The organism is Deinococcus murrayi DSM 11303, from assembly GCF_000482805.1.
Classification (GTDB): domain Bacteria; phylum Deinococcota; class Deinococci; order Deinococcales; family Deinococcaceae; genus Deinococcus; species Deinococcus murrayi.
This window is the reverse complement of record NZ_AXWT01000016.1, coordinates 64,375-84,882: the sequence shown is the minus strand read 5'-3', so window position 1 is coordinate 84,882 and position 20,508 is coordinate 64,375. Positions and strand designations below refer to the sequence as shown.

Sequence of the window (20,508 nt, the reverse complement as noted above, 5' to 3'; positions counted from 1 at the left end):
GAGCTGCCTCAAGCGCAAAAGCCCCCGGCAAAGGCTCCGGGGGCGGGGAACTGGGGGCTGGAAGCTGGCGGCTCTCCTACGGCGTCTTCAGCGCGTATCCGATGCCGCGCACGGTGCGGATAATCCCGTACCCGTCGAGGTCGCGCAGCTTGGCCCGCATGTTCGCCATGTGGACGTCGACCACGTTGGAGTTGGAGGGCAGCTCGCCATTCCAGACCTCGCGCTCGATTTCCTGGCGGGAGTACACGCGCCCCGGTTGCCGAGCGAGGAAGGTCAAGAGGTCGAACTCCTTGGGCGAGAGCCGGACCTCGTGGCCGTTGTAATGGCACAGCCGCTTTTGCGGGTGGATTTCCAGCGCCCCGATGGAGATGACCTCGCCGTGCTGCTGGTGCCGGAGCTGCACCTTGACGCGGGCGACGAGTTCTTCGGGGTGAAAGGGCTTGGTCATGTAGTCGTCCGCGCCCGCTTCGAGCAGGTTGACCTTGCGGTCGACCGCGTCCATCGCGGTGAGGATGATGATGGGCACGCTGCTCGTCTTGCGCAGCCGCCGGGCGATCTCCGCACCGTCAAAGTCGGGAAGGCCCAGGTCGAGAATGACCAGCTCAGGGTTGTTCTCGCGGGCGCTGGTCAGGCCCGTCACGCCGTCGGGGGCGGTCAGCACCTTGTACCCGGCCTGTTCGAGTTCGTACTGCACGACGCGGGTGATGTCGGGGTTGTCTTCGATCAGCAGAATCCGTTGTTCCATGGTGGGATGCCCTTTGTCTCCGGTCTGGGGCCGCGGCGCGGTCGGGGAGGGGAAAAAGGAGGCTGCCCTTGCTGGCGCTGCATGCTCTGACAGCCACGTGTTATGGGCCATCGTAGGGGGGGGCATAGGGCCGCCGGGTGACCGAAGCGGTTTACGGTCCCTTAACGCCGGGTCAGGCGAGGGTACCGCTCGCCCCACACCCCGATGGGGGGCCAATCCACACCACTCGCCCCAAGTGGCGAGCGGCAGAAGCGTCCGGCAGAGGCCCCTGGGTCCCCCCGCGCCCACGGCGGCTCTCCCCGACCTGCCGGGGGTAAGCGGCTCTGTGCTGGCCGGGAGTCTGACCGCTCCTGCGGTATCGTGGCTCCCGCCTCTGCACAATGCCCACCCCTGGTTGAAGCTCCTTCAGCGCGGCGTCAGTGCCCCAATCATCCCGCTGGCAATCAGGGCCGCCGCCCCCAGCCCCAACAGGATAAACCACGCGGGCGCCCGGCCCCCATGCGCCGCATTTGCCGCCGCCCACGCCAGCCGCAGGTTGACGAGCGCGAACACCAACAGAAAGGCGTCCAGCGCGTCCACGCTGCGCCCGCCCCCGATGGCCCACGGGTACGACACGAGGAAAGGCAGCCCCGCCAACGCGAGGGCGACGAGCAACTGCGGGGCGTAGGGGGGCATAGGGAGAGGCTATCCCGACCGGTCCCGTGGCAGGGTGCCCGCCGCTGCCGCAACCAGCAGCGAAAGCAGTGGCCCCCCAGCGACCAAAGCCAGGGCCGTCACCCGTTCGGTCGCGGTCAGGTCCGGCCACATCACGGCGACCAGGTAGCCCGCCCCCAAGGCCCACCCCGCGAGGCGGCGCTCCCGCTCCCTACCCTGCACCTGCCAGAGCTGGCTATTGACCAGCACCCAGTACAGCAGCCCCATTCCCCAGAAATAGAGGCTCCCGCCGTACTCGAAGCCCCAGACCACCCCCACCACCGGAACCGCGCACAGCAGCGCGAACTCGGCCCAGCGGAACACCTCGCCCCAGAAGCGCCACAGGTACAGCGCGAGCAGGGCGAGGTAGAGCGCGGTGGGCAGGCTCAAGCTAAGGCTCCTCGCGCCGGAGAGGATTCTCAGATGGCTGGCCCCGGAAAGCGGCGTACAGGGGGCCAAGCACCATGTAGAAGAGCATCAGCCGCTTGTCTCCCACAGACATTCCGCTCCAAGTCACCGCTGCCACAAAGCCCGTGCTGAGGACCCAGCCTGTCAGTCGCCGCAGCGTCTCTTCGTGCTCTCCGGCCCGCTTGAATCCCCACAGAAAAACGGCATAGGCGAGCGCAAATGTAACAATGTATAGGCCCCTATCCCGCTCCAAACCGTAAAGCTGGTGAACTACCGGAAGCAGGCAAAGCGCAATAAACTCGACAGGCCTGAAACTTCGCCAAAAAGACAACAAATACAGTCCAAGTAGAGCAAGGTAGAGAAACTTCAAGCTCACAGTCCAACTTTATCAGGGATTGGGGTCGGGCCAGATGGTGTCTTTGACATGCTCAATGCAACCCTTACCACTCGCTTGACCAACCACACACAAGAAGATGGTATTCCTCACTTCCGGCTGAGTCGCCACCCTACGCGTGAACTGGCCAACCGCCTGCCGACAGGCAGCATTTGCGGCGCACTTTAGAGCCGCTCCTACTGCGTAGACAATCAAAGCCGTGTCCGGCTCCGAATAAAAGTCCCCAACCCTTCTGTCTTCGAGTTGATTGCTGATGTAGCCTAGGCGCAAAGCCTCTTCGTAAGTCACCTCGTGCAGAAACCAGCCGTTTTCGAAGGCTTCGTGCAAGGCTCCCCATTCCGATGGACTGAGGTCCATATCGGGAGTCCAACCCTCTGGAGAAGAGAGGGGGACCTCCGGCAAGGGCTGTGCCAGAGCAAGACCGCTGCCAGCGACTGGAGCCATGATTGCGAGACACGCCAAGGCCTTCGCCACCACCTCTTTAGTTGTTGGCATGGTTGCATCTTAACCCCCTGTCTCTTCCCCCCCCTTTGTCTAGACAATCTGAGGGGTTCTCTTACCCCAGCTCGTGGTACTGGCCCCGGAAATAGACCAGCGGATCGTCGTCAGTGTAGCGGGCGTACTCGACCAGCCCCAGGTAGAGGGTGTGGTCCCCCGCCGGGATGACCTCCTGCTTGCGGCACACGAGCTGCGCCACGCTGCCGCCGATCAGGGGCAGGCCCTCGTGGGTGAACCACGGCACCGCCTCTTCGGGGCCGGGCCGCCCCGCAAAGTGGTCGCTGAGGGAACGCTGGGCCGCCGAGAGGATGCTCACGCCAAAGCGTTCCACCTCTGGCCGCGAGAGCAGGGCGTGCATGTGGGCGCGGTGGTCCACGCTGACCAGGATGAGGGGCGGGGTCAGGCTCACCGACACGAACGCGCTGGCCGTCATCCCCCGCCGCTCTCCCCCGCCGTCCGCCGCCGTGATAACAGTCACGCCGCTGGCAAAACGCCCCAGCGTCTGCCGGAACTCGAAGGGGGGAATGCCGCCGGGAACGGGAGAGGTCATGGGGGTGAGTCTAGCGGGGGGGTGGGTGGCCTTGTCGGGCCAGCGGGGCGGGCCACCCCTCCCCTGCCCCCTACCGTCGCCCACTCGCCGCCGGAGCCGACGCCTCGCGCAACAGCAGGTCGGGGAGGCGCACCACGCCAAGTTCGGGGACCGTGTCGGCCCAACGCTGTCCGGCCACCCGAATCTCGACGGGTCCGGCGGGGAGGGTCAGAAAGCCGTAGTGCCCGCCGCCGTCGGTGCTGGTGCGGGCGACGACCTTGCCGCCCTGCCAGGCTTCTACGGGGCGGCCCCCCGGCACGGCGGTGCCGACCACCCGGCCCGACAGCCCGCGCAGAGTGGGGGGCCTCGCCTGCCAGTCCACCCGCCCTGCGAGCACCCCCCCCGGCGCGGTGAGGACGGCGCGAATCGCCTCCAGGCCCTGCCCGGTGCTCTGGCGGGTGCCGTAGACGTCCAGCGTGGGCGTGCGGTAGGAATAGCCCACCCACCCCAGCCCGGCAACGACCGTGCGGCGGGCCTGCGAGGCGGTCACAGCGGGCGGGTTGAGGTACAGGGCGGTGCCGCCCGCGACCTCGGCGCGGCCCCGCACGCTGGCGGCAAAGGCGTTCCAGCCGTCCAACCACTCGGCCTGCTCGCCCACCCCATCACGCTTATAGTTCATCAGGACGTTGAGATCGAGGTAGCCTTCGCGCATCCAGGTGGGCCAGTCCTGCAAGACATCGGTGTAGGTCCGCGACTTGCGGAAGGCCGCGAGGTCGCCCGGTGCGGGGGGCGGCCCATAGGTGATCGTCGCGGCGGTGACCCAGGCGGTCGGGCGAATGGCCTTGACCTCCAGGCTGATGCGGCGCACCAGGGCCGTGACCTGCTCGCGCTTCCAGGCCTGCCAGCGGGGGTCACTGGGAGCGGGGGTACCCTTCGCGCCCGTCTCGGCGCGGTAGCGGGCCAGCGTCTTGGGGTCGTAGCCCCACGCCCCGCCGTCGGGGTAGCGGATGCGGTCGAGCTGCACCCCGTCGACCGGGTAGTTGCGGACCAGGCTGACGACCGACTCGACCATGTGGTCGGCGGCGGCGGGAATGCCGGGGTCGAGCCAGCCGTCGCCGCCCTCCTGCCAGGAGCCGTCGGGGCGGCGGGACATCCACGACTCGGCCCCGGCGTCCGGGCCATGCCGCCGCGAGAGATGGCGGGGGCTGGTGTTGGGCATGCGGGCATTGACCCCCCCCGTCACGCTGACCCAGGCGATGACCCGCATCCCGCGGGCGTGTGCCAGCCGGGTCACGATGGTCAGGGGGTCAAAGTTCTTCTCGAAGTCCTTGTCGGTGATGGGCGGCACGCTCGCCCGCAGGCACAGGCAATCGCCCCGGCGCACCGCCTGCACGAAGAGGGTATTGACCCCCAGCCGCGCGGCGTCCTCCACGACCTGCGCGACCTGCTCCCGCGTCTTGAGGCCCGGCCCGAAGGCGTCCACCCACAGCCCCCGCACGGTGCTGATGGGCGCGGGCTGAGGGGGCGGGGGGACAGGAGCAGGGGGCGTCGGGGCGGGCGCAGCGGGCGGTTCCTGCGGCGCGGGGGCGGGCGGCAGCGGCAGCGCGGGCACCACTACCGGGGAAGGCACCGGGGCAGATTCGGCGGGGGACAGGGCGGAAGGCGCAGGCGCGGGAGCCGTCGCCCCGGCCAGTGACCATAGCAGGCTCAGGGAGAGGGCAAGGCGCACGGAGGGGCGCACGAAATGAGGAGTCTTCACGGCGTGCGGGCAGCCTAGCGCAGAGGCCAAGGCGAGCGGGTGAAGACGGAACCTCCGGCCCTAGGCCTGGGCCTCGGCCTCGGTCCCCTCTCCCTCGTCGTCGTCCGCGCCGCTCGCCTCCGCCGCTGCCGGGGCGCGGCGGTTCTTGCCAATCTCGCGCACGCGGCCCACAAAGCGCCCTTTGATTTCCTCGTAGAGGGGATGGGCGCGGATGTCGCCGGGGCGGGCGGGGGCGGCCCCGGCAGCGGCGGGGACCGGGGCCGGGGGGCCAGAGCGCGGGGCGGGCGCGGGGCGGGCAGGCAGCGCGTCCGCGAAGGGGGCGTCCTCCAGCGAGGGCGGTGGTCCGCCCACCGAACCGCCGATGTCGTCCCAGTCGGGTTCTTGGGTCACTTCCTCGACGATGTACAGCTCGCGGACGGCGTCGGGCGGGGGAGGCGGCTGGGCGGCGGGGGCCTCCTCCCAGGGGGCGGAGGCGGCCTCTGCGAGGGGTGCGGGGGTCACGTCGTCGGGGCTGGGAGGCGGGGCCGGGCGCAGGGGGGCGGCAGGAGGCGCCTCCAGGGTGGCGGTCGCCGCACGGGCGTGGGAGGCGGGCTTTTCCGGGGCCGCCCGTTCCAGCGGGGCGAAGTCCGGCCCCCGTGAAGCGCGGGGGCGGGGGGCGGGGTCGAAGGCGGGAATGTCGGCTGTGGGCGCGGCGGCCTGTGCTGGAGGAGGACTGGGAGGCGACGGAGTGGGGGAAGACGGCACGCCCCCGCCCCCGCCGCCGCCATCCGGCCCAGCATCGTCCCCGCCGCCCCCCAGCCGCACCCGCCGCCCGACGTCCGGCCCGGCGAGTTCGAAGGTGACCGGACCGAAGACCTTGAGCACCAGCGCCGCGACCTCGTCAAACTTGGCGGCAATCTGCTTGGCGTGAAAGCTGCTCTTCTCGTCGTAGCTCAGGCTCACGTAGCCCGGCTCGGCGTGCATCCGGGCGGGCTTGAGAAAGGCCCGCAGCTGCATGGAGGCTTGCCGGGTCACGTCCGCCCAGGTGCCCCGCAGGGTTGCGGGCGCGGGGGCCGGGACGGGGGCGGGCGCTCCTCCAGCGGGGGACGGCGCGGCAGACGCCCGCCGCACCCCCACTGGAGGAGCCGGAGCCGTGGATGGAGCCGCCGCTCCCCCCGATGCCCGCAGCTCGGCCAGCTCGCGCTCCAGGCGGCTCAGGCGCTGAGTCACATCGGTGGGCAGGGCGGACGCGGCAGCCCCCGCTCCCGCAGCGCCCCCCCCACCGGCGGCCAGGAGGGCGTGCGTCAAGGCGAGTTCGAGGCTCAGGCCGTCGGCGGAACGGGCAAAGCGGGCCTCCTGCTCGTCAAGGGCCGCTTGCAGCCGCAGCAGCCGGGGCACGTCGGCTCCCTCCAGCGCCTGCCCCTCCAGCCCCAGCTCGGCATGCAGGGCGTCCGCCAGGGCCGCGACCAAGCCCTCAACCACCGTCCGCGCCGCGAAGCCCTCACGGTAGAGCTGCGCTGCCCCCTGGAGGGCTGCCCCCGCGTCCCCCAGCACCAAGGCCCCCGCGATGCCCCGCACCCGCTCGCCGGGGGGCAGCCCCAGAGCGTCTTCGACCGCCGCCTGGGTGACCGCCGTGCCCGCCGCGAGCATCCGCTCCAGCAGGCTCTCGCCGTCGCGCATCGCCCCGTCGGCCAGCCGCCCGATGAGGTGCAGGGCCTCCGGCTCGGCCTGCAGCCCCTCGCGCCGGGCCAACTCCGCGAGCTTTCCGGCGATTTCCTCCGGGGTCAGGCGGCGAAAGCGGTAGTGCTGGCAGCGGCTGAGGATGGTCGGGATGATTTTTTCCGGCTCGGTCGTCGCCAGGATAAAGATGACGTGGGCGGGCGGCTCCTCCAGCGTCTTCAGGAGGGCGTTAAAGGCCGCCCTCGACATCATGTGCGCCTCATCGAGGATGTAAATCTTTTTGCCCCCGCGCATGGCCGCCAAGGAAACCTTCTCGCGCAGGTCACGCACGTCGTCGACCGAGTTGTTGGAGGCCGCATCTATCTCCAGCACGTCGGGGTGCGACCCCGCACGCACCGCGAGGCAGCTCTCGCACTCGCCGCAAGGTTTCGGACTCGGCCCGGTGCAGTTGGCGGTCATCGCGATGAGGCGGGCGGTGGTCGTCTTGCCCACCCCCCGCGGCCCGGAAAAGAGGTAGGCGTGCCCCACCCGCCCCTGCTCCAGCGCGGTTTTCAGCACGTCCTTGACGTGTTCTTGGCCGACCACCTGCTCCCAGCGAATGGGGCGGGCGCGCTGGTAGATGGCGCTCATGCTGGCCCCTCCGGGGCTGTGAGTGGGGGGTGGGGAGTGGGAAGTGGGAAAGGCAGACACCACGACCCACTCCCCACTGACCATTCCCCACTGACCCCGGACCCGTTCACCCGCCCAGTCTACCGGGGGCCTCCGGGCCAGGGGGTGAGGGGGGGCAGGGTTGGGCGCTCCCCACGCGCTGCAAGAAGCAAGGAGCGCCCCGCAGGACGCTCCCCACTTCCAACTCCCGCTACTCCGAAAGCCAGATGTACCGCGCCAGCAGCAGCGCCGCGACCGCGTACAGGATGGGGTGCACCTCGCGGCCCCGGCCCGCGAGCAGCTTGATGCCGCACAGGCTGATGACCCCCCAGCTCACCCCGTTGGCGATGGAAAAGGTCAGCGGCATGGCGATGAGGGTGAGAAAAGCGGGGATGCTCTCGGTGACGTCCTCCCAGTGAACGTTTCGCAGGCCCTCCAGCATCAGCGCCCCCACCAGGATGAGGGCGGGCGCGGTTGCCGCCGCCGGAATCGCGCTCGCCAAGGGCCACAGGAACATGGCGAGGAGAAAGAGCACGCCCACGACCACGGCGGTCAGTCCGGTGCGGCCCCCGTCCTCGATGCCGGAGGCTGACTCTACGTAAGCGGTCGTGGTGGAGGTGCCCAGGAAAGCCCCCACCATCGCCGCGAGGCCGTCACTCGCAAAGGTGCGCCGGGCGCGGGGCATGTCGCCGTCTTCGCGCAGATATCCGGCCTTTTGCGCCAGACCCGTCAGGGTTCCGGTCGCGTCAAAGAAGTCCACAAAGAAGAAGGTAAAGACCACGCTGAGCAGCCCCAGCCCCAGCGCCCCAGTGATATCGAGCTGCCCGATGAGGCTGCCGGGCCACACCGGGGTGTCGAAGATGCCCAGGAAGCGCCCGGTAAAGCCGCTGAAGGGGGCGGGCTGCCCGTTGGCCCCCACGTACACCGGGAGCCGAAAGGCGATGGCAAGCACGGTGGCCGCCAGGATGCCCCACAGAATCGCGCCCCTCACCCGCCGGGCCAGCAGCGCCGCCGTGATGACCAGCCCGGTCAGCGCGACCACCGACGGGGCGGCGGTGAGGCGGCCCAGGCCAACCAGGGTGGCCTCGTTGGCCACCACGATGCCCGCGTTGCGCAGGCCGATAAAGGCGAGAAAGGCCCCGATGCCCGCCGTGATGGAGAACTTCAGGACATTCGGAATCGCCCGCACGATGGCCTGCCGCGCCCCCACCACGCTGAGGAGCACGAACAGCACCCCAGAGACGAAGACGGCCCCCAGCGCCGTTTGCCACGGCACCCCCAAGCCGCCCACCACCGTGAAGGCGAAAAAAGCATTCAGGCCCATGCCGGGGGCCTGCGCAAAGGGGTAGCGCGCCACCAGACCCATCACCAGCGAGCCGAAGGCCGCCGCGAGCGCGGTCGTCATCAGCAGTTGCACGAACGCGTTGGGCACGTCAATCGCCGTGCTCAGAATCTGCGGGTTGACGAAGAGGATGTAGCTCATCGTCAGGAATGTCGTCAGGCCCGCCCGCAGTTCGGTGCCCGGCGTGCTGCCCGCCGCCCGAATGCCGAAATAGCGGTCGAAAAAGCCGCCCGTGGAGGCTGAAGTCGTCGTCACGGCCCCCACTATGAAGGCAAAGGAAAGGCCGCGTCGCGACTTCCCCAGTTCACCCCCACTGCCGCCTACACTCGGTGGGTGATTGCCCTGGCATCTCGCTTCGCCATCGCCTATACTCAGCCGAGGTTGTTATGCTACTAGCAGAAATCATCAGCGTGGGCACGGAGCTGCTGCTTGGCGAAATCGTCGACAGCAACGCCGCTTACCTCGCCCGCGAACTCGCGGCGCGGGGGGTCACGCTGCACCGCAAGACCGTGCTGGGCGACAACCTGGGCCGCCTGAGCGAGGGGTTGCGGCTGGCCCTCTCCCGCGCCGACCTCGTCCTGGTGGGGGGCGGCCTCGGCCCCACCGACGACGACCTCACCCGCGAGGCGATTGCCGAGGTGCTCGGCGAAACGCCACAGGAAGACCCCGCTCTGCTCGCCTGGCTGGAGGGCCTGTATGCCCACCGGGGCCGAGTCATGCCGGGTGTCAACCGCAAGCAGGCCTGGCTCATTCCTTCCGCCGAGGCGCTGCCCAACCCGGTCGGCACCGCGCCGGGGTGGTTCGTGCGGACGCGGGTGGGGGGCCGGGAGCGCCTCCTCGTTGCTCTGCCTGGCCCCCCCCGCGAGATGCAGCGGATGTGGCGCGAAGAGGTGCTGCCCCGGCTGCCGCTGCCCGACGCAGCGCTGCACACGGTGACCCTCCATACCCAGGGCATCGGCGAGAGCAACGTGGCCGAGCTGCTGAGGGAACTCACGCGGACGGCCAATCCCAGCGTCGCCACCTACGCCCGCAAAACCGGGGTAGACGTGCGGGTGGCGGCAAGTGCCCCTACCCCCGCAGAGGCGCAGGCCCTCGCCGCCCCGGTGCTGGCGACCGTGCGCGAACGCCTCGCCCGCTGGACCTGGGGTGAGGACGGCGACACGCTGGCGGGCGCGGTGACCGCCGCCCTCGCCGGGCGCACCCTGGGCGTGGTCGAGGCCGGAAGCGGCGGGGCGCTCTCGTTGCTGCTCGCCGATGAACCGGGCTTCCTCGATGCCGCCGTCACGGTGGACCATGCCCGCCTCATCACCCTGGGCCTGACCCCGGTCACCCTGCGCGACCACGGGGTCGTGAGCCAACCCGCTGCCCTGGAGCTGGCGCGGGGAGCGCGGGAGCACCTGGGGGCCGACGTGGGCCTCGCTGCCGTCACCACCGCCAAGGGGGAGGGCGCGGGCCGCACCTTTGTCGCCCTGAGCGACGGCGAGCGGGCCGAGGTCCGGGCACTCGACTGGCCCGGTGACCCCGCCCAAATCCGCGAGCGGGCGGCGGTCGCGGCGCTGGCCCTCGCCCTGCGCGTGCTGCGCTCCCCGGCGGTGGGCGCATGAGGATTCGCAAGACGCCCAGGCCCGCCGCGCCGCCCGCTCATGAAGCCCAGGTCAAGGCTGAGGTCCCCCAGCCCGCCCCTCCACAAGCTACGAGCCACCCGCCACAAGCCCCTCAACCCCTCCGCCTCTTTTACGCCTTCAAGGTCCCCAGCGACGTGGCGGCTCCCCTCGCCGAGGCGCAGCGGCAGCTGCGCGGCAACTGGCGGGCGGTGCGGGCCGACCAGCTGCACATCACCCTCGCCTACCTGCCCGCCGTGCCGCCCGACCGAGTGGCCGACCTCAAGCGGCTGGGGGTCCGGCTCACGGCGCAGCGTCCACCCCTGGAGCTGCGGCTGCGCGGCACCGGCTACTTTCCCAACGAGGGCAGCCCCCGCGTCTGGTTCGTGAAGGCGGAGGCGGAGGGTCTGAACGACCTCGCCGCCGAGCTGCGGGCCGGGCTGCGGGACCTCGGCATCGCCACCGACGACCTCCCCTTTAAGGCGCACGTCACCCTGGCCCGCAAGAAGGGACCGGCACCGCGGGTCTCTCCCCTTCTCTTTGACCTCGGCTGGCAGGCAGGGAACATGGCGCTGATTCGCAGCACCCTCCGTAAGACCGGCCCGATTTACGACACCGTGAGCACGTTCCGGCTGCGGGGAGCGGCCAGCAGCCAGCTTCCAGCCGCCAACGACAGAGACGCTTCATTCCCCACTCCCCACTCCCCACTCCCCCCTCCAGAGGAGACCCCATGAGCAAAGACACCCCCAAGGACCTCAGCACCCCCGCCGACAGCAAGGAACGGCTCAAGGCCATCGAGACGGCCATGACCCAGATTGAAAAAGCCTTTGGCAAAGGCTCCATCATGCGGCTGGGGGCCGAGAGCAAGCTCGACGTGCAGGCGGTCAGCACGGGCAGCCTCAGCCTCGACCTCGCGCTGGGCGTAGGCGGCATTCCGCGCGGGCGCATCACCGAGATTTACGGGCCGGAGTCGGGCGGCAAGACCACGCTGGCCCTCTCGGTCATCGCGCAGGCGCAAAAGGCGGGCGGCACCTGCGCCTTTATCGACGCCGAGCACGCCCTCGACCCGGTGTACGCCCGCAGCCTCGGCGTGAACACCGACGAGCTACTCGTCTCGCAGCCCGACAACGGCGAGCAGGCGCTGGAAATCATGGAGCTGCTCGTGCGGTCGGGTGCGATTGACGTGGTCGTCGTGGACTCGGTCGCCGCGCTGACCCCCCGCGCCGAAATCGAGGGCGAGATGGGCGACTCGCTGCCCGGCCTCCAGGCCCGGCTGATGAGCCAAGCCCTGCGCAAGCTCACGGCCATCCTCTCCAAGACGGGCACCGCCGCCATCTTCATCAACCAGGTCCGCGAGAAAATCGGCGTGATGTACGGCAACCCCGAAACGACCACCGGGGGCCGGGCGCTGAAGTTCTATGCCTCGGTGCGCCTCGACGTCCGCAAGATTGGGCAGCCCGTCAAGATGGGCAACGACGCCGTGGGCAACACCGTCAAGGTCAAGACTGTGAAAAACAAGGTCGCGCCCCCCTTCAAGGAAGTCGAGCTGACCCTGATGTACGGCAAGGGCTTCGACCAGCTCAGCGACCTCGTGACGCTGGCCTCCGACATGGACATCATCAAAAAGGCGGGGTCCTTTTACTCCTACGGGGAAGACCGCATCGGCCAGGGCAAGGAAAAGGCCATCGCCTACATCGCCGAGCGCCCGGAGCTGGAGGCCGAGATTCGCGAGCGCGTCCTCTCGGCCATCAAGGAAGGCCGCGCCGGGGACGTGCCGGGTGTGGCGAGCGTGCCCGCTGTCGCGGAGTAAATCGCCTAAGTTTGGCCGCGAGCGCCCCTGCCCGGAAGTTGGGTGGGGGCGCTTTTGCCGCTCATCAAGAGTCTTACCTTGCATGTCATCGTGTAAGAAAGGGGGGCAATCATGCGAACGAAGACCGTGACCGTCAGCAGCAAGGGGCAGGTCGTCCTGCCACGTGAGGTCCGCGAGCGGCTGGGTGTCGGCCAGGGGGACCGGATAGAGTTCGTGATGGATGAGCAAGGGATTCACGTTCGCCCCAGCCGGGGTGAGGGGAATCCATTTCTGGCCTGGGTCGGGGCGGCTCCGCTCCCAGAGGGCTACACGACCGACGACTTCATCCGCGAGACGCGGCACGAGGGCTTGAGTGACGAGGAACTCCGCCTTCTGCGCAGCGGTCCGGGTGCCCGTGTCACCCGGATGGATGAGGTTCTGAAGGACGCCGGGTCCAGGGACGACCGCCCTTGAGAACCGCGCTCGACACGAATGTCATCAGTGACCTGCTGGACAGAACGCCCAGGGCGGCGGATGTGGCGCGAGTCCTGGCGGCCCTGCAAGCACAGGGACCACTGGTCATCAGCGGTGTGGTGTATGCCGAGCTGCACGCCCGCCCCAACACGCCACGTCCTTTGATCGACTCCTTTCTTGGGGCGACGGGCATCATCCTTGACCCCAGCATGAGCCTCGCGGCCTGGGCCGAAGCCGGACAAGCCAATGCCGCCCTGCACGCCCGCCGACGCGCCGGGGGGCAAAGGGGAATGCGGCCAGTCCTCCCCGACGCCCTCATCGGTGCCCACGCCCTGCACCATGCTGACGGACTCTTTACCCTCAATGTGGCCGACTTCAGCGACTTTCCTACCCTTCGTATCGTGACTCTGTAGCCCTGGTCCCCCCTCACCCTCCCCCTTTCGGCGGATGCCCCCGCCGGGGCCGGGCGGCCACACTGGGGCCATCCTTCGGGCAGGGCCTCCGCACGGGAGGCAGACAGACCCGCCCTGAGACGAAGCCCCCATCCGGGTGAAGGTGGGGGCCTTTTTCGGGCTTGTCACGTAACCCACCCCCTAGTCCCCCCCGCCGGGGGGTGTAGCGTAGACCCACATCCCTTCCGGCTGCTGGCCCTGCTCCTCCCTCTTTCCCCCACCCCAGGAGGCCCCGCGTGCCCTATTCCACCCATCCCACGCCCCTGCTGGAGCGCGAGCACTGGCGCGACCTCGGCGGGACCTGGCGCTTTGCCTTTGACGACGCCGCGCAGTGGTCGCACCCTGAAGAGGTGGTGTTTGACCGCGAGATTGAGGTGCCCTACCCACCCGAAAGCATCCGCAGCGGGATTCATGACGAGGACTTTCATGCGGTGGTGTGGTACCGGTGCACGGTGGCGCTGGACGCCCACGAGCGGCAGGGGCGACTGCTGCTGCACTTCGGGGCGGTGGACTACCGCGCCCGCGTGTGGGTCAATGGCGACCTGGTGGCCGAGCACGAGGGGGGGCACACGCCCTTTACGGCGGAGGTGACTCGGCAAGCGGCCTTCAGCCCCACGCTGGACATCGTGGTGCGGGCCGAGGACGACCCCCATGACCTGACCCAGCCCCGCGGCAAGCAGGACTGGCAGCGCGAGCCGCATTCCATCTGGTACCCGCGCACAACGGGCATCTGGCAACCCGTATGGCTGGAGCCGGTGCCGGAGACGTATCTGGAACGCCTGACCTGGACGAGCGACATGCAGCGCTGGCAGATTGGCGTGCGGGCGACCCTGAAGGGGGACCTGGGGCCAGACCTTACCCTGCGGGTGCGGCTGTGGCGGGGGGGCGAACTGCTTATCGACGACCGCTACGCCGTCACGCACCGGCACATGGTCCGGCAGCTCTCGTTGGCCGACCCCGGCATCGACGACTTCCGCAACGAGCTGCTGTGGAGTCCGGGGCACCCACAACTGCTGGGGGCTTGCGTCGAGCTGTGGCGCGGCGACACGCGGCTCGACCGGGTGCACAGCTATACGGCGCTGCGCTCGGTGGGGGTGTCGGGCAACCGTTTCCTGCTCAACGGGCGGCCCTACTCCCTGCGGATGGTGCTCGACCAGGGCTACTGGCCCGAAGGGCTGCTCGCCGCCACCGACGAAGAACTGCGCCGCGACGTGGAACTCGCCCGGCAACTGGGCTTTAACGGTGCCCGCAAGCACCAGAAGATTGAAAACCCGCGTTGGCTGTACTGGTGCGACGTGCTGGGGCTGCTGGTCTGGGAGGAGATGCCCAGCCCCTACCGCTTTACCCCGGAAGCGGTCGGGCGGCTCACCCGCGAATGGCTGGAGGTGCTGGAGCGCGACCTGTCGCATCCCTGCATCGTGGCCTGGGTGCCCTTCAACGAGTCCTGGGGGGTGCCGGACCTCCCCAACAATCCGGCCCACCGCGACTACGTGCGGGCGCTGTACCACCTCACCAAGACGCTCGACCCCACCCGCCCGGTGGTCGGCAACGACGGCTGGGAGCACACCGCAACCGACCTGCTGACCGTGCACGACTACGCCGACGACCCCGAACTCTTGCGGCGGCGCTACGGCACCTGCGAGAGCACCCGCCAAACGCTGGAGCATCAGCAGCCCGCCGACCGGGTCCTCACCCTGGGCAACCTCCCCGAAGCCGGGCTGCCCGTGATTCTCTCGGAGTTCGGCGGCATCGCCTACATTCCGGGTCGGCAAAGCGGCTGGGGCTACAGCCAGTCACAGAGCGAGACCGCCTTCCTGAGTGACTACTCGCTGCTGCTTTCAGTGATTCACGCCTGCGAGGGGCTGTCGGGGTTTTGCTATACCCAGCTCGCCGACACCTTTCAGGAGAAAAACGGCCTGCTGTACGCGGACCGCCGCCCCAAGGCCGACCTGCGCACCCTGGCCCGCAGCACCCAAGGACCGCGCACCGCCCGCGAGATGGCGGTAGACCCCGTCTCCAACCCCTTCGGGCACTCGGCCCGCTGGCGCAACCGCCGGGAAACGCTGGTCCCTCACCGCGAGGAGGCGGAGGTATAGGGAAAAAGGCCCTCACCCCGCCGATAACGCAGCGGGGGAGGGTGAGGACCCGCTCAGCGCCGCCGCACCAGCGCCCACGCCCCCGGCAGCAGCAGCGCCGCGAGGCCGATTTTGAGAGTGTCCCCAACGAGGAAGGGCGTCAGGCCCGCGTTCAAAAGCGCTTGCCCCTGCAGCCCGGTCACCAGGCTCAGCCAGGTCAGGCCAAAGGCATAGATGACGACACTTGCGGCGAGCATGGCGAGCGCCGCCCCGGCGGGCTTGCGGTCGAGGGCGGAGCGCTGTACCAGCCAGCCCACCAGGGCGGCGGCGAAGACGTAGCTCAGCAGGTAGCCGCCCGTCGGCCCGGCGAACTTGGCGAGGCCCGCGCTGCCCCCCGCAAAGACGGGCAGCCCCGCTGCCCCCGCCAGCAGGTAAGTCGTCATGCTCGCCGCGCCCCGCTTCCAGCCCAGCGCCGCCCCGACGAGCAGCACGGCGAGGGTCTGGAGGGTGATCGGCACGGGCTTTAGGGGAATCTCGACCTGCGCGACGAGGGCGACGAGGGCCGCGCCCCCGAAGACGAGCAGCGCGTCGCGGACGAGGCTGGAGCGGGGCACGAGTGTGCGGGCGAGGGTGGGGTGAGCGGCGGTAGCGGGAGAGATACGGGTCATGGGGTGTCCTCCTGGGGACGGGAAGGGGCGGAAAGGGAACCGATGAGGTGCACGTCACCCGCATGAACGGGCACGGTAGCCCCGTCAGCGAGGCGGACGAGGAGGCTGCCCCCCGCGCCGAGGTCAAGGGCGGTGCCCGATACCTCGCCCTGCGCCGTCAGGACCCGGACCTCGCGGCCCAGGGTGAGGTTGGAGCGTCGCCACGCCGCGAGCACCTCGTCGGGCGGGGCCGCGAGCCAGCGCTCCAGCTCGGTCAGCAGGCGCGAGAGCAGCCCCGCGCGGGTCAGTTCCGGGCGAAACTCGTGCAGGCAGGCCGCGCCGGGGGGCGCGGCGGCTACGTTCACGCCGAGGCCGAGCACGGCGCGGCGGGCTTCCTCGCCCCGCAGGTCGGCTTCCAGCAGGATTCCGGCGAGCTTGCGGCCCTCCGGCGTGAGGAGGTCATTGGGCCACTTCAGCCCCCCCACCCCACACGCCGCGTGCAGCGCGACCCCGGCGGCCAGCGGCAGGAGGGCGAGGCTCGGCAGGGGCAGCGGTCCGTGCAGCAGCACGCTGAAGACCAGCGATCCCTGCGCGGTGTCCCAACTCCGGCCCCGCCGTCCGCGCCCGGCGGTCTGCCGCTCGGCCACCACAACCGCGCCGTGGGGGGCAGGGTCACGGGGGTCGTCGACCCAGGCCCGCGCCTCGTCCTGGGTGCTGCCGACTGTGCCCCGGTAGCGCAGCGCCCGCCCGAAGGTGCCCGTCACCGCGACCAGCCCCGGCGCGGGCGTGCCGGGAGCGAGGGCGTACCCGGCGCGGGTCGTCACGACGGGGACGCCTTCTTCCCGCAGCCGCCGCGCCAGCGTGTTCACGGTGACCCGGCCCACCCCCAGGCGCGCGCCCAGGGCGTCCCCGGACTGGGGCTGGTCGGTCAGGAGGGGCAGGAGGCGCTCGGGCACGTTCAGCGTTCTAACCGATAGGCTGAACGAAAGGCAATGAACTGGGTTCAGAGCTGGCCCCGGCTCAACCGTAACGCCCGCGTCAGGCCCGCTGCGGGCCGTTTGCTATCTTCGGGGCATGACGATGGTGCGGCAGACTCGGCAAAGACAGGCGGTGATTGAAGTGCTGCGGGCGTCCCGCGAGCACCCGGACGCCGCGTGGATTCATGGCCGGGTGCGCCAAGTGCTGCCGCAGGTCAGCCTGGGCACGGTGTACCGCACGCTGGACGCCCTGGTTCGCGACGGCTTGGTCGTGACCATCGAGCGGGCCGGGCAAGCCACCCGCTACGACTACAAGCACGAGGGCCACGACCACCACCACGCGGTGTGCCGGGGCTGTGGGGCCATTTTTGACGTAGAAGCCGCCGACATCCCGGCGCTGCCGCCCTCGGCACTTCCGGCGGGTTTTCAGGTCACCGACGTGCGGCTGGAGTTTATGGGTCTGTGCCCGCAGTGCGGGAATACCTCTGCCGGAACGTCCCAGCCGGACTGACCGAGCGCAGCGGGACAGCGGGTACCACGTCCCGACCCGTCCGCGCTAGCCTGCCGGAATGAGCGTGCCCGCCGCCCCCCTGCGCCCCCGTCCCTTCCTGCCCGCCTTCTTGCTGGGGTGGGGGCTGGGGGCGCTGGTGCTGCTGCTCGTGCGGGGGGCAGGCCTCGCCCTGCTGGAGGGGCCTTGCCAGGGCCGCACCGTGCTCGCGCTGCTGCCGCCGCTGCTGCTGGGGCCGGGGGGCCTGGCGCTGACCGCCCTGAACTGGAACCGCCCCCGGCGGGCGGCCCTTGGCCTGGGCCTGGTCGCAGCTTCGCTCGTTCCGGCCTTGGCGGTGGGGGCGCGGGACATTGGGGTCCTGCGGGCCTCCGGCTGCGCGGGGGGCTACGTGGTGATGTCCCGTGGGGGCCACCCCGTCGCCGAACTCGTCGTGGACGCGGGCAGCACCCTCGACCTCACGGTGCGGGTGGGCGGCTACTCGGCCCAGACGCACCCCGGTCCCTTCATCTTCAGCAGCCAGGTCCCCGCGCCGGGCCTCTCGGTCTCCTTCGGGCAGGCCGGGGCAGAGGCCGGACAGACGGTGCCCCTGCGGGTGACCGTCGCGCCGGGCACCCCTGCCAACGCCTACGTCCTCCAGGTGCGGGCCGTACAACAGGCTGGCCAGCAGACTTTCGAGGCGACCGGCAGCCTCACCCTCACCGTGCGGCCCTAAGGCCAGCAAGGGCGCGGGGACCGCTGCCTGAACGGCGGGCAGTAGGCTGAGGGGGTGAATGTGGCGGAACTCTCCAGCATCAGCCTCCAGACCTTCTTGACCATGCTGGTGGTGATGGATCCCATTGGCCTGGCCCCCATCTTTATCGGGCTGGCCGGAAACCGCCCCAGCTTCGAGCGGCGGCGGGTCGCCCTCAAGGCCACGCTGGTGGCCGGAGCCATCATCCTCGCGTTCGGGCTGTTCGGGCGCGGCCTGCTGGAGCACCTCGGCATCAGCCTGGGGGCTTTTCGCATCGCGGGGGGCATCCTGCTCTTTCTCATCGCGCTCGACATGGTGTTTGCCCGGCCCAGCGGCTCCAAGGAAACCCCCGAAGAGGGGCAGGAAGCGCAGGAGCGCCAGGACATCAGTGTGTTTCCGCTCGCCATCCCCCTCATCGCGGGGCCAGGAACGCTCGCGAGCATCATGATTCTGGCGGGGGACGCGCACGGCAGCCTGCCGCTGCTCTCAGCGGTCTTTCTGGTGACTTTTTTCGTGCTCGCGCTGTGCTACCTCGCCCTGCGCCTCTCTGGCCAAATCGCCCGCGTCATCGGCGTGACGGGCGTGCACGTGGTCACCCGCGTGCTGGGGGTCTTGCTGGGGGCGCTGGCGGTCCAGTACGTAGCCGACGGCGCCCTAGAGTTCCTGCGCCCCGCCGCCGAGGAGACGCTGCGCCGGGGCGGGTACCCGTGGAGAGCTTAAGGCGCGCGTCCGGCTCCTCAGCGACTTGGCGCAACATCTGCCTGAAGAGGCCGCTCTACAATGCCCCGCGTGAACCTACACACGAGCGTGACCGGAAAGGAGGCACGCGAGCTGCGGGTGGTCCCCGACCTGAACGCACCTCGCGTGCTGGTGCTGAACGCATCCTACGAGCCTCTGCACGTCACGAGCATCAAGCGCGCCATCACGCTCGTGCAGTACGGGGTCGCGGAGGTGCTGGAACTCGGCGGCGACGTGGTGCGCTCGCCTTCTACGGTGTTGCGGGTGCCCAGCGTGATTCGTCTGCGGCGCTACGTGCGGCGGCCCCGCGTGCATCCGGTGCCCTTTAATCGCCGCAACGTGCTGCGCCGAGACACCTATACCTGCCAGTACTGCGGCTCCAGCCAGGACCTCACCCTCGACCACGTGCTGCCCCGCTCGCGCGGCGGGCGGCACAGTTGGGACAACGTGACCACCGCCTGCCGCCCCTGCAACCAGCGCAAGGGCAACCGCACCCCCGATGAGGCCGGGATGCCCCTGCGAAGCCGCCCCCGCGCCCCCACCTTCGGCGTCTATGCCCACGGCCAGTTTGCCCACTGGCAGCCGGAATGGGCGGCGTACATCGGGCAAGGCTAGGCCCACGGCGGCCCTGTTCGGGCGAGCGGGGAGCGGCCTACACTGCCGCATGACCCGCGAAGAAGCCCTCGCGCTGATGCAGGCCCATACCCCCTCAGAGTCCCTGCGGCGGCACATGCTGAATGTCGAAGCGGCGATGCGCTGGTACGCCCGCCTCTGGCACGAAGATGAGGAGCTGTACGGCCTCACCGGACTGCTGCACGACTTCGATTATGAGAGCCACCCCGAAGAGCACCCGACCTGGGGGGTGGCCTACCTGCGCGAGCACACCGACCTGCCCGCTGCGGCTTTGGAGGCGATTTTGGGGCACGCACCCGCCACGGGCGTGCCCCGCCGGACGCGGCTGGCCCGTACCCTCTTCGCCGTCGACGAGCTGACCGGGCTGGTACAGGCGGCAGCCCTCATCCGCCCCGACCGGGACGTTCGCGGGGTGACCCTGAGCAGCCTCAACAAGCGCTTCAGGACCCGCTCCTTTGCCGCTGGGGTAAGCCGCGAGGAGGTCGAGCAGGGGGCGCGGGAACTGGGCGTGGACTTGGACACCCACCTGGGCAACGTGCTCCAGGCCATGCAGGGGGAAGCCGCCACTCATGAAACGGACCTCGCCACATGAAGGACTCATGGATACGCACTCAGCGCTCCGCCATGTCTCGCGCTCAGACTGTGCTCAACTCAACCGTTGCTGACAAAGCGACCTCAAGGAGACCTATGAACAAGACGCTGCTGACGCTGGCCCTCCTCTTTGCCGCCCCGACTGCTCTGGCGACCGCCCCCGCCGCGGGCTACATCCAGGTCCAGGACGACACCACGGACACCACCGACACCGGCACCACCGACGACTTCTCCGGTGACACCAACACCGACACCACTGACGGGGCCGCCGAGAGCTTCGGCGAGAACGTCGATGAGGCTGGGCAGGCCGTGGGTGACGCGGTGGACACCGCCGCCACCGAGACCGGAGAGGCGGTTGACAATGCCGCCCAGGACGTCAACAACGCGGTTGACCCCAACAACGACGGCGTCGTGGACTCCAACAACGACGGTGTGGCCGACACCCGTCAGTTCCCCTGGGGCCTGCTGGGTCTGGCGGGCCTGTTCGGGCTGCTGGGCCGTAACCGCCCCGGCCCGGTGCCCGTCGCCACCCACACCACGACCACCAGGACCACCGACCGCCGCTAAGCCTCTCCCCCACGCACTCCCGCCCCCGGCCTGGAAGCTGGGGGCGGGGCT

The 20,508-nt window shown here is 69.9% G+C and carries 21 protein-coding genes; 12 read left to right on the top strand and 9 right to left on the bottom strand.

Annotated elements, in window-relative coordinates; translation table 11 throughout:
- Nucleotides 1-76: 76 nt before the first annotated feature.
- The 7 genes from H565_RS0102515 to H565_RS0102480 form a co-directional block, all read right to left on the bottom strand.
- Nucleotides 77-745, bottom strand: a complete 669-nt coding sequence (locus H565_RS0102515; protein ID WP_027459656.1) for a response regulator transcription factor — start codon at nucleotides 743-745, stop codon at nucleotides 77-79.
- Between the two features lie 405 nt (nucleotides 746-1,150).
- Nucleotides 1,151-1,420 (bottom strand): hypothetical protein, encoded by a 270-nt coding sequence (locus H565_RS0102510; RefSeq protein WP_027459655.1) that lies wholly within the window; start codon nucleotides 1,418-1,420, stop codon nucleotides 1,151-1,153.
- Nucleotides 1,421-1,429: 9 nt separating this feature from the next.
- Nucleotides 1,430-1,828: a hypothetical protein gene (locus tag H565_RS0102505; protein ID WP_027459654.1), complete on the bottom strand. Its 399-nt coding sequence runs from the start codon at nucleotides 1,826-1,828 to the stop codon at nucleotides 1,430-1,432.
- Nucleotides 1,829-2,796: 968 nt separating this feature from the next.
- Nucleotides 2,797-3,288 carry a flavin reductase family protein gene (locus tag H565_RS0102495; RefSeq protein ID WP_027459652.1) on the bottom strand — a complete coding sequence of 164 codons (492 nt, stop codon included), beginning with the start codon at nucleotides 3,286-3,288 and terminating at the stop codon, nucleotides 2,797-2,799.
- A gap of 70 nt (nucleotides 3,289-3,358) precedes the next feature.
- A complete protein-coding gene (locus H565_RS0102490) occupies nucleotides 3,359-4,765 on the bottom strand; it encodes a glycoside hydrolase family 10-like protein (RefSeq protein ID WP_034408114.1) in 1,407 nt (468 codons plus the stop codon).
- A 321-nt stretch (nucleotides 4,766-5,086) separates the two neighbouring features.
- On the bottom strand, nucleotides 5,087-7,315 hold the full coding sequence (gene dnaX / locus H565_RS0102485; RefSeq protein ID WP_027459650.1) for a DNA polymerase III subunit gamma/tau: 2,229 nt from the start codon (nucleotides 7,313-7,315) through the stop codon (nucleotides 5,087-5,089).
- Nucleotides 7,316-7,544: 229 nt separating this feature from the next.
- On the bottom strand, nucleotides 7,545-8,930 hold the full coding sequence (locus H565_RS0102480; RefSeq protein ID WP_034408108.1) for an NCS2 family permease: 1,386 nt from the start codon (nucleotides 8,928-8,930) through the stop codon (nucleotides 7,545-7,547).
- Between the two features lie 131 nt (nucleotides 8,931-9,061).
- Here H565_RS0102480 and H565_RS0102475 point away from each other — a divergent pair, with 131 nt between their 5' ends.
- The 6 genes from H565_RS0102475 to H565_RS0102450 all read left to right on the top strand — a co-directional run bounded on the left by H565_RS0102475 (nucleotide 9,062) and on the right by H565_RS0102450 (nucleotide 15,087).
- Complete coding sequence (locus H565_RS0102475; RefSeq protein WP_027459648.1) at nucleotides 9,062-10,279, top strand: CinA family nicotinamide mononucleotide deamidase-related protein; 1,218 nt, start codon at nucleotides 9,062-9,064, stop codon at nucleotides 10,277-10,279.
- The gene (gene thpR / locus H565_RS0102470) at nucleotides 10,276-11,010 is read left to right on the top strand and encodes an RNA 2',3'-cyclic phosphodiesterase (RefSeq protein ID WP_027459647.1); all 735 of its coding nucleotides are present in this window, start codon (nucleotides 10,276-10,278) and stop codon (nucleotides 11,008-11,010) included. The genes H565_RS0102475 and thpR overlap by 4 nt, the downstream gene beginning before the upstream one ends.
- Nucleotides 11,007-12,086: a recombinase RecA gene (recA, locus tag H565_RS0102465; RefSeq protein WP_027459646.1), complete on the top strand. Its 1,080-nt coding sequence runs from the start codon at nucleotides 11,007-11,009 to the stop codon at nucleotides 12,084-12,086. The genes thpR and recA overlap by 4 nt, the downstream gene beginning before the upstream one ends.
- A gap of 111 nt (nucleotides 12,087-12,197) precedes the next feature.
- Nucleotides 12,198-12,539: an AbrB/MazE/SpoVT family DNA-binding domain-containing protein gene (locus tag H565_RS14065; protein ID WP_034408107.1), complete on the top strand. Its 342-nt coding sequence runs from the start codon at nucleotides 12,198-12,200 to the stop codon at nucleotides 12,537-12,539.
- A complete protein-coding gene (locus tag H565_RS14060) occupies nucleotides 12,536-12,952 on the top strand; it encodes a type II toxin-antitoxin system VapC family toxin (RefSeq protein ID WP_051363369.1) in 417 nt (138 codons plus the stop codon). Before H565_RS14065 ends, H565_RS14060 begins: the two co-directional genes overlap by 4 nt.
- A 275-nt stretch (nucleotides 12,953-13,227) precedes the next feature.
- A complete protein-coding gene (locus tag H565_RS0102450; protein WP_027459645.1) occupies nucleotides 13,228-15,087 on the top strand; it encodes a glycoside hydrolase family 2 TIM barrel-domain containing protein in 1,860 nt (619 codons plus the stop codon).
- Nucleotides 15,088-15,140: 53 nt separating this feature from the next.
- Here the strand turns inward: H565_RS0102450 and H565_RS0102445 are convergent, their stop codons facing one another.
- Both H565_RS0102445 and H565_RS0102440 read right to left on the bottom strand, forming a co-directional pair.
- Nucleotides 15,141-15,734 (bottom strand): biotin transporter BioY, encoded by a 594-nt coding sequence (locus tag H565_RS0102445; protein WP_027459644.1) that lies wholly within the window; start codon nucleotides 15,732-15,734, stop codon nucleotides 15,141-15,143.
- On the bottom strand, nucleotides 15,731-16,669 hold the full coding sequence (locus tag H565_RS0102440) for a bifunctional biotin--[acetyl-CoA-carboxylase] synthetase/biotin operon repressor (RefSeq protein WP_027459643.1): 939 nt from the start codon (nucleotides 16,667-16,669) through the stop codon (nucleotides 15,731-15,733). The genes H565_RS0102445 and H565_RS0102440 overlap by 4 nt, the downstream gene beginning before the upstream one ends.
- Nucleotides 16,670-16,787: 118 nt before the next feature.
- Between H565_RS0102440 and H565_RS0102435 the strand changes: the two genes are divergently transcribed.
- The 6 genes from H565_RS0102435 to H565_RS0102410 all read left to right on the top strand — a co-directional run bounded on the left by H565_RS0102435 (nucleotide 16,788) and on the right by H565_RS0102410 (nucleotide 20,457).
- On the top strand, nucleotides 16,788-17,201 hold the full coding sequence (locus H565_RS0102435) for a Fur family transcriptional regulator (RefSeq protein ID WP_034403483.1): 414 nt from the start codon (nucleotides 16,788-16,790) through the stop codon (nucleotides 17,199-17,201).
- Nucleotides 17,202-17,259: 58 nt separating this feature from the next.
- The gene (locus H565_RS0102430) at nucleotides 17,260-17,910 is read left to right on the top strand and encodes a hypothetical protein (RefSeq protein ID WP_027459641.1); all 651 of its coding nucleotides are present in this window, start codon (nucleotides 17,260-17,262) and stop codon (nucleotides 17,908-17,910) included.
- A gap of 54 nt (nucleotides 17,911-17,964) precedes the next feature.
- Entirely contained in the window at nucleotides 17,965-18,648 is a 684-nt protein-coding gene (locus H565_RS0102425; RefSeq protein ID WP_027459640.1) for a MarC family protein, read from the top strand.
- Nucleotides 18,649-18,708: 60 nt separating this feature from the next.
- Nucleotides 18,709-19,281: an HNH endonuclease gene (locus H565_RS0102420; RefSeq protein WP_027459639.1), complete on the top strand. Its 573-nt coding sequence runs from the start codon at nucleotides 18,709-18,711 to the stop codon at nucleotides 19,279-19,281.
- 49 nt (nucleotides 19,282-19,330) lie between these two features.
- Nucleotides 19,331-19,891, top strand: a complete 561-nt coding sequence (locus H565_RS0102415; protein ID WP_027459638.1) for an HD domain-containing protein — start codon at nucleotides 19,331-19,333, stop codon at nucleotides 19,889-19,891.
- Nucleotides 19,892-19,986: 95 nt separating this feature from the next.
- Nucleotides 19,987-20,457, top strand: a complete 471-nt coding sequence (locus tag H565_RS0102410; protein ID WP_027459637.1) for a hypothetical protein — start codon at nucleotides 19,987-19,989, stop codon at nucleotides 20,455-20,457.
- Nucleotides 20,458-20,508: the final 51 nt, after the last annotated feature.